Source organism: Paraburkholderia sp., from assembly GCF_035501035.1.
Lineage (GTDB): Bacteria > Pseudomonadota > Gammaproteobacteria > Burkholderiales > Burkholderiaceae > Paraburkholderia.
In genome coordinates this window covers 21,395-29,849 of sequence record NZ_DATJWR010000281.1, presented here as the reverse complement: position 1 = coordinate 29,849, position 8,455 = coordinate 21,395, and the positions used below count along the sequence as shown (strand labels likewise).

At 63.8% G+C, this 8,455-nt stretch carries 7 protein-coding genes; 5 read left to right on the top strand and 2 right to left on the bottom strand.

The features are described 5' to 3' along the window. Positions 1 to 1,449 (bottom strand): TonB-dependent receptor (locus VMJ11_RS20980; RefSeq protein WP_325621366.1); only part of this gene is annotated, 1,449 nt, incomplete at its 3' end. A 436-nt stretch (positions 1,450 to 1,885) separates the two neighbouring features. On the opposite strand from VMJ11_RS20980, the gene VMJ11_RS20975 reads away from it, so the two are divergent. The 3 genes from VMJ11_RS20975 to VMJ11_RS20965 all read left to right on the top strand — a co-directional run bounded on the left by VMJ11_RS20975 (position 1,886) and on the right by VMJ11_RS20965 (position 5,351). After that, entirely contained in the window at positions 1,886 to 3,613 is a 1,728-nt protein-coding gene (locus VMJ11_RS20975) for a methanol/ethanol family PQQ-dependent dehydrogenase (RefSeq protein ID WP_325621364.1), read from the top strand. 74 nt (positions 3,614 to 3,687) lie between these two features. Further along, entirely contained in the window at positions 3,688 to 4,944 is a 1,257-nt protein-coding gene (locus VMJ11_RS20970) for a c-type cytochrome (protein WP_325621368.1), read from the top strand. A gap of 92 nt (positions 4,945 to 5,036) precedes the next feature. Further along, positions 5,037 to 5,351, top strand: coding sequence for a high-potential iron-sulfur protein (locus VMJ11_RS20965; RefSeq protein WP_325621362.1), 315 nt, complete (start codon positions 5,037 to 5,039; stop codon positions 5,349 to 5,351). An 83-nt stretch (positions 5,352 to 5,434) separates the two neighbouring features. On the opposite strand, the gene VMJ11_RS20960 is transcribed toward VMJ11_RS20965, so the two are convergent. After that, the gene (locus tag VMJ11_RS20960) at positions 5,435 to 6,622 is read right to left on the bottom strand and encodes an amidohydrolase family protein (RefSeq protein WP_325621360.1); all 1,188 of its coding nucleotides are present in this window, start codon (positions 6,620 to 6,622) and stop codon (positions 5,435 to 5,437) included. 421 nt (positions 6,623 to 7,043) lie between these two features. Here VMJ11_RS20960 and VMJ11_RS20955 point away from each other — a divergent pair, with 421 nt between their 5' ends. Beyond that, positions 7,044 to 7,595, top strand: coding sequence for a fimbrial protein (locus VMJ11_RS20955; RefSeq protein ID WP_325621358.1), 552 nt, complete (start codon positions 7,044 to 7,046; stop codon positions 7,593 to 7,595). A gap of 100 nt (positions 7,596 to 7,695) precedes the next feature. Beyond that, complete coding sequence (locus VMJ11_RS20950; RefSeq protein ID WP_325621355.1) at positions 7,696 to 8,454, top strand: molecular chaperone; 759 nt, start codon at positions 7,696 to 7,698, stop codon at positions 8,452 to 8,454. Position 8,455 lies beyond the last annotated feature (1 nt).

Sequence of the window (8,455 nt, the reverse complement as noted above, 5' to 3'; positions counted from 1 at the left end):
CAGCGGCTGCAAGCCGCTCTCGTCGCCAATGCGCGCGCTCGACCAGTCGTAGCGCCCCGATAGCGTGAGTGTCCACTGCGGGGTCAGCGAAAGCGTCTCGTTCAGGTAGACGCCATAGTTCACGTTGCGCGTCTTTGCATCCGTCTGCTGAACGAAATTGCCGATGCCGATGGTCGCGCGGTCCGGCGCGAACGTGGCGTCCTGTGAGGACGAGACATAGTGCGAGTTCGCGAAGTCCGCCGCGACGCCGGCGACCAGCTGGCTTCCTATGCCGCCAAGCTTGCCGAGCAGCGTGAGCTGCAGGCTCGCGCCGAAGCTGTCGGTCGTAACGACGGAATCGACATTGGTGCCCTCGAGCGTGTCGACGTTGCCGTTTTCGTCGACTGATCCGTAGTCCGTATTGTTGTTGCTGCTCACGTTCTCGTTGCGCAGATGGCGGTAGTAGGCGTTGCCGCTCAGCTCGACGTTGTCGCTGAAGAAGTGGTCGCCCGAGACGGTCAGGTAGCCGACGCTGTTGCGGTTCAGGTCCGGGAACGTGTAGGCCTGGTTGGGGTTGTCGAGAAAAGAGCGGGGAATGGTCTGGCTGCCGTACAGCGAGTTGTCCGCGCCGCCGCCCGAGATCGCGAGCATCGTATCGTCGTCGGTGTAGCGCAGCTTGCCGAACCCCTGGCGCACGCGGCTCGCGTCGTGGTCGGCCCAACCGTTGTCGTTCATGACGTTCGCATTGGCGTAATAGTCGACATGCGGCCCGAGCGTGCCGCCCTGCTCGAACTGAGCGCTCTTGCGCCCCCACGAGCCACCCGAAAGATCGAGGTCGCCGCCGGGGCTCGTGCGCCCGTTCTTCGTCGTGATTGCAATCGCGCCGCCGAGCGTGTTGAGTCCGTAGACCGGATTCGAACCCGGAATCAGCTGGATCTTGTCGATCGCTTCCGTTGGAATCAAGTCCCAGTTCACGACGTCGCCAAATGGCTCGTTGACGCGCACGCCATCGACGAACACCGACAATCCTTGAGGGGTGCCGAGCAATGGAGAGGCGGTGAAGCCACGATAGATCAGGTTCATCTGAAACGGATTGCCCTGGGCGTCGGCAACGCTGACGCTAGGAAGGTTCGCTGCAAAGAAGTCGGTGAGCGTCTCGCGGCGTTGTGTTTCGAGGTCATCGGCGCGAACCGTCTGCACGTTCGCCGGTACCTTCGCGAGCGGCGTTCCGAGGCCGAGCAGCGGCGTCGTGCCGACCACGACGACAGCGGGCAGTGTGATCGGCGCCGGGCTCTGGCCAGCGTCGGGCTGGGCCGGCAACGGGTCCGGCTCGCTCCCGGTGCCGGCGGCCGCCGCCTCTCCCGATGCCGCCGCGCAAAGCGCGCCGAGCGCGAGGCTGGTGCCGAGCACGACGCCCAGGCGCCTGGCGCCGCCTCGGCGCGCTCTCGCCTCCATAACTGGAATCAACATCCGTCTCCATGTGTTTTATGTGCCGGCGGCACCGGCCATACGTCGAATAGCCGATCGCTGACCGATGCGCGCACAACCTGTCTCCTCTTCACTATCGATTAGCCAGGAACGTGCCAGCACGGAGAACGCGCGTGCCGGCGGCTCCTCGCGGTTCGCCGGAGACCCCTCGCGGCGCGGCGCCACACGCCGCTTGCGGCCGGCTGTCACGTTCGCCAACACTTTTCGCGGCGGCCTGTACCTGAATGCAACACATCGCCCGGTGTCCGGGGCGCGGCCGGCGAGCCGCGCCCCGGGCTGCATCGTCCGGCGCACGGCGCTTGCCGGCAAATGGCACACGACTTGCAAGAACGGCAGCGCACCCGGACCGGCCCCACCCCTCGCGCATCTGCCCTGACCGCCCCCCGGCCGTGCACCGACAAATACCCAGGAGACGACGATGAAGAGACGCTCGGCTGCGGCAAGCCGGATTGCGACCTGTGCGATGGGCATCGCGGCAGCGATGACCTTGAACGCGGGCCCGGTGGATGCCGCCTCGGACTATCCGCCCGTGACCTATGACCGGTTGACCCGCGCACAGAGCGACCCCGGCTGGCTCACGTACTACCGGAGCTACAACGGTCAATCGCATTCACCGCTCAAGCAGATCGACGCGTCGAACGTCGGCCTGTTGAAGGAGGCGTGGAGTTATCAGTTCCCCGCCGACCTGAAGCAGGGGTTCGAGGCGACGCCTATCGTCAATGGCGATTATCTATTCGTCAGCACACCGAAGGATAACGTCTATGCCTTCGATGCGAAGACCGGCACGCAGCTCTGGAAATACGAGCCGAAGCTTGGCGCGGAGTCGTTCAAGACCGCGTGTTGCGACGTCGTCAACCGCGGCGTCGCGCTCTATGGCAAGAACGTCTATATCGCCATGCTGAGCGGCGAAGTCGCCGCGCTCGACGCGAAGACCGGCAACGTGGTGTGGAAAAAGCAGATGTTCGAGCCGGGTCTCGGTTATGCCTTCTCGCTCGCGCCGCTCGCGCTCGACGGCTCGATCGTCGTCGGCACCTCTGGCGGCGAATACGGCATACGCGGCTACATCGCCGCCCTCGATCCCAACGACGGCTCGATCGTGTGGAAGCGCTACACGATTCCGGGCGCGGGCGAGCAAGGCGCCGATACCTGGCCCGATGGCATGCAGTCGCACGGCGGCGGTGCCGCCTGGCTGACCGGCACCTACGACGCCGCGTCGCGCACGCTGTACTGGGGCGTGGGCAATCCCGGCCCGTGGCTCGCCGCGCTGCGGCCCGGCGACAATCTGTACTCCGATTCACTTCTCGCGCTCGATCCGAAAAACGGCCAGCTCAAGTGGCATTACCAGTACACGAGCAACGACACCTGGGACTATGACGGCGTCAACACGCCGATCCTCGCGAATATCCGTTACAAGGGCAAGGACTACGACGCCATCATCCACGCCGACCGCAACGGCTTTTTCCATGCCATCGACCGGCAGACCGGTAAGCTGATCTATGCAGAGCCGTTCGTGAAAGCGGACTCGGTAACGGGCTACACGGCCGACGGCAAGCCGGTTCAGGACGCGTCGAAATATCCGAAGGCCGGCACGACCATCGACACGTGTCCGAGCTTTCTCGGTGGAAAGAACTGGTGGTCGGTGTCCTACGATCCCGAGCGGCATATCGCCGTGGTGCCGGCGCTGCATGCATGCATGAGCCTTTCCGGCAAATCGGTGAGCTACATGGAAGGTCTGCCCTATCTCGGCGAAGGCTTCGAAATCAAGCCTGAGCCGGGCAGCGAAGGTTACGGCGAGCTGCAGGCGATCGACGTGAACACCGGCAAGAAGCTCTGGGGCCATTGGACGAAGATGCCCTGGAACGGCGGCGTGGCGACGACCGCGAGCGGCCTCGCCTTCAGCGGCTCGCTCGACGGCCATCTGTATGCGTTCGACGTATCCACGGGCAAGGTCCTCTGGGAGAGCCCGCAGCTCGCGAGCGGGATCGTCGCGCAACCGTCCGTGTTCGAGGTCAACGGCAAGGAGTACGTGGCTGTGCTCGCCGGCTATGGCGGCGCGAATCCGATCTGGGGCGGCCCGATGGCCGAAGTGGCGAAGGATGTCCCGCGCGGCGGCACGCTCTACGTGTTCGCGCTGGACCGGAGCTGAGCACGCCTTCGTTTCCCGCCGCGCGCTCGCCATGAAAGCGCGCGGCCTCTCCGCCCCCACTGGGACGCAAGATGATGAACATCCGACTCACTCATATCGCCGTGGCCATTGCGCTCGCGGCAGGCGGCTCGCACGGCGCGTACGCTGCGACGACCGGCGCAGTACGCGTGTGCACGATGCCGGGCAGCCCGACGGCCGCGCTCGACAAGGCCGTGGCGCGCGCCGTCCTGAAGACTGCCGGCGTTGCCGCGACTTTCGTTGCGCGCGGCATCGACGACGATGGCGGCGACGACGGCATCTCCGCACACGAACTCTTCAATGCGCTCGAACGCGAGTGCGATCTCGTGGCCGGTTTCCCGCGCTCGGCGATCGCCGACGCTTCGGGTTCCAAATTGGTCTTCTCGCAGGGGTATCTTCGCTCCGGCTACGTGAGCATCACCTTGCATCATGCGCGCGCCCTGGCACCTTCTGCCGACGGTAAGCAGACCATCGCGGCGACCTGGTCCAGCCCATCGCAGTTGATCGCCGTCCAGCAGAAAGACGCGCGCTTCGATCTGGAAAACACGTCCGAGCTGACCGTCGACGCGGTCGCCAAAGGACGGGCGCAGCGAGCGATCGTCTGGTATCCGGCCGTTATCGCTTACCAGCATCTGCATCCGGAGCAGCATTTCGACGTTGCTGCGGCACCTTCGCCCTATGCCGACTGGAATCTAGTGTTTGCTTCGGGGCCCGACATGCAAGCGCTGCAAAAGCGTATCGACGATGCGCTCACCCACATGAGCGGCGATGGCCGCCTCGCCGCGCTCACGCACGGCTGGACGCTGCCGGAAAGCGTTGCGACAGCGAGCGGAACGACCACATACACGAGCGCCTCATTGCCCGGCGGTATGAACATGGCGCGCGATCGCTTCGGCATGCGCGCCGTGCGCGCGGCACGCGAGAGCGCAGCGGGAGGCATCATCCGGGTTTCCGCTACGACGGGCGGCGATGCACCGGCGTTCGATCACGATCAGGTCGCGCATGGCGAGCATCTTTATGCGGAGTCCTGTGCAAAGTGCCATGGCGCGCAACTCGAAGGCATCACCGCGCCCGCATTGAGCGGCCCCGCCTTCGCGCCCGCGTCGAACTCGCATCTGACGATAGGCGGCATTTACCAGTACATGTCGACCAACATGCCAGCCGATCGCCCCGGAAAGATGACCGACGACGAATACGCTGACCTGATGGCATTTCTGCTCTACACCAACGGCTATGACACAGGCAACGCGAAACTGACTGCCACGGCCGCGCAATCTTCGACGACACCGCTGAACGCCGGCCCGCGGCACTAGGTCATCCACTCGCAAGCGGAGTCTCGCGGCGCGCCCGGCGCGCCCGGCTTCATTTTTCGCACTTCATCATCAACGTTACTCAGGACATCAGCATGGTCACCCGCAATCGCAGAACTTTCATTCTCCACGCCGCCGGCCTGTGCGCGGCGCTCACGACGGCCGGCCGCGCGCTCGCCGCGCCGCCTCTCGTCGACGAGAGCGATACCACCGCGAAGTCGCTCGGCTATCGCGCCAAGGCCAGTAGCGTCGACACGGGCAAGTTCCCGAAGTATCAGGCGGGACAGCGCTGTGCGAACTGCCGCTTCTATACGGGCACGGCCGGCGATGCCGCTGGCCCGTGCCCGATGTTCCCAGGCAAAGCGGTTTCGGCCGATGGCTGGTGCAATGTCTACGCACAACGCGCCTGACTTTTGACCGTTTGAGCAAACGCCCTCGCCGTATTATTCTGCAATCCTTAATTAATCCGAACCGCGAGCCGTCACGCCGTCGATCAGATCAGCTCACCGTCGCGTACGACGAAACGCCCGTTCGCGACCACGAGCTTGCGCTTTGGCCGGGCGACGACGGCGTGCGCGACGGTTTGCGCATCCACGAGCACCAGGTCCGCACGCGCGCCGGCGTGCAGCCCATAGTCGGCGAAATGGCAGCCGCGCGCGGCGGCTTCGCTCACGCAATCGAACGCGATCGCGATATCGTCATCGCGTCGCAAGTCATACCGCATGCCGATCAGCATCGCGCGTTCGAGCATGTCCGGCACGCCATACGGCGACCACGTGTCGCGAATGCCATCGTTCCCGCCAAAAATCGTTATGCCCTTGTCGCGGCAGATCTTGAGCGGCGGAACCGCGCGCGAAGGCGGCGCGCTCGTCAGCAACGCCACGCGCAGTTGTGCGATCCGTTCGAGCAACACATCGCGTTCGCGATCTGCCAGGTCTCCCAGACAAAACGCATGACTCACGACGACCTCCCCTTGCATGCCGAGCGCCTGCACGCGATCGAGCAATAGCCTGAGCGTGAACGCCCCAATCTCGCCGGGTTCGTGCAGGTGGATGTCGATCGGCTTGCGATGGCGCTGCGCCAGCTCGAACGTGGCGTTCAGCGACGCCACGGGATCGCCGTCGATCAGCGCCGGGTCGAGCGCGCCGAGCACGTCCGCGCCGGCCGCCAGCGCACGGTCGAGCAACTCGACCGTGCCGGGCCGCTTCAGCATGCCCGACTGCGGGAACGCGACGATCTGCATGTCCAGCACATCTCGCATCGTCTGGCGCGTGCCTAGTACGCCTTCGAGATAGCGCAGCCCCGCCTCGGTGTCGACGTCCACATGGGTGCGTATGCGCGTCGTGCCGGCCTGCACGAACGCACGCGAAAGCGCGAGCGACTGCGCGGCCGAATCGTGGCCCGACGTCTTGCGCCATTCACGCTCGTTGCCGATGCGATCGGTAAGCAGGGGGCCAACCTCGTTGCGATACCACGGGCGGCCCCAGTTGCTCTTGTCGAGATGCGTGTGCCCTTCGACGAAGCCCGGCAGCAGCAACGCCGCGCCGCCGTCCTCGGCCGGCACGCCGGGCTGCGGGGCAACCTGCGGCCCGATCGCCTCGATGCGGCCGCCCGCGACTGACACGGAAACCCGCTGGCCATCTGCGAGCCTGACGTTGGAAAGATGGAAAGAAGCAGCCATGAATATCAAGCCAATGTTATGAAGCGGTGAATATCAGTGCTCGCCGACTGTACGCGGCGCTAGTCGCAAAAGATACCGCGGGCGCTGGTCGCCGGTACGCATTCCAACGTGCCAGCGCCGTTCAGCACAGCGCGCACCGGTTCAATCGTACGGGGACTTGCTTCGCGTAAGTCATTGATCGACCACAGATTATCAACCGTCCCATCTGCCCCGCCGTCAACCGGGCGTGGAGTTCTTGTGAGCGCAAGTTTCACTCCAACCCCTCGCGACCCGCCTAATACATTTTGCACAACACGTCAATTACCAATTGACGTTTATTTACATATTTCGCGATTCTTGACTCTTTTTAGGAATATTCCTATCTCCTTTCACACTTCTTACGCTTACGTTAAGGGCTTCATTGACCCCAATAGGAATTTCAATGTTTCCCAACAACCACATCGCCAAGATCGCTGCTGTTGCTGCCACCACGGCTCCCGCCCTGGCATTCGCGCAGAGCGCGAATACCATCACCTTTCAGGGCGAAGTCTCGACCCAGACCTGCTCGGTCTCCATCAACGGTAACGCGGCAAACCCAAGAGTTCTCCTGCAAACGGTCCCGACCACGCAGCTCGAGGCTCCAGGCAGCACCGCAGGCTTGACCACGTTCACGATCGACGTGACCGGCTGCACGGCGGCGTCGAGCGCAACGCCGATCAAGACGGTGTTCGTCGGCAACCAGGTCGACGCCGGCGGCAACCTCGGCAACACCGGCAGCGCAGTCGGCGTAGCACTGCAATTGCTGGATCCCACCTCGCCTTCCAAGCCGTTCATCCTGCCCAGCTCTGCGGGCTATGCCGCCACCGGGCTGACCCTCGCTGCCAACGCAACCTCGGCAACACACAACTTCGCCGTTCGCTACTACAGCGCATTGGGTCACCCGACCCCCGGTTCGGTGCGCGGTAGCGTGCAATACGCGATCAGCTATCAATAAAGCCCGAGTGTTGCTCCGCTCCGGGCCTGGCGCCGCGTGCCGGGTCCGGAGACTCACAGGCCAGTTTTCTCAATCGTTCCTGCAAGGAAGGCAAAACGGCATGACGTGGTTCAACGCGAAATTGTTCAAAGCGGTGGCATCGCTGGTGCTGGCGGCGCAACTGGGAAACGCGTCGGCCAGCGTCGTCCTGTCCGCGACCCGGGTAATCTACGCCGCTGACGCGCCCGAGAAGACCCTCCAGTTCACCAGCCAGAACGATTCGCCGAGCGTCATGCAGCTCTGGGTCGATTCCGGCGATTCCGAGTCCACGCCCCAGAACGCCAATGCCCCCTTCATCGTGACGCCGCCCGTCTTCAGGATCGATGCGAAAGCTGGGCAGACCGTGCGCCTCGTGTTTACCGGCAAGGATTTGCCCCAGGATCGAGAATCGGTGTTCTATCTGAACACCCTGGAAATCCCCTCCGTCAACAGCGCTTACGCCGACCAGAACCAGATGCTGGTCATGCTGCGCAACCGGCTCAAGATTTTCTATCGCCCCACAGGCATCGAAGGCAGCGCGCCGAAAGCGCCTGAACAGCTGAGTTTTCATCTCGAGAGCGAAGCCGGAAAATGGCGCCTCAGCGCGAACAACGCTTCGGGCTACTACATTTCGCTCACCGAGGGCGGCCTCGTCAGCGGTTCGCGCGTCACGACCTTCACCCCTTCCATGATCGCGCCACATTCAGGGGAAAGCTGGAAGGTCGAATCCGCACACATCAACGACAGCGCCACCGTGCGCGTAAAAGTGAAATACGTCGATGACTACGGCGCAATCCGCGAAGCCGAGTATCCGCTCACATTCACGACGGGAAGAAATTGAA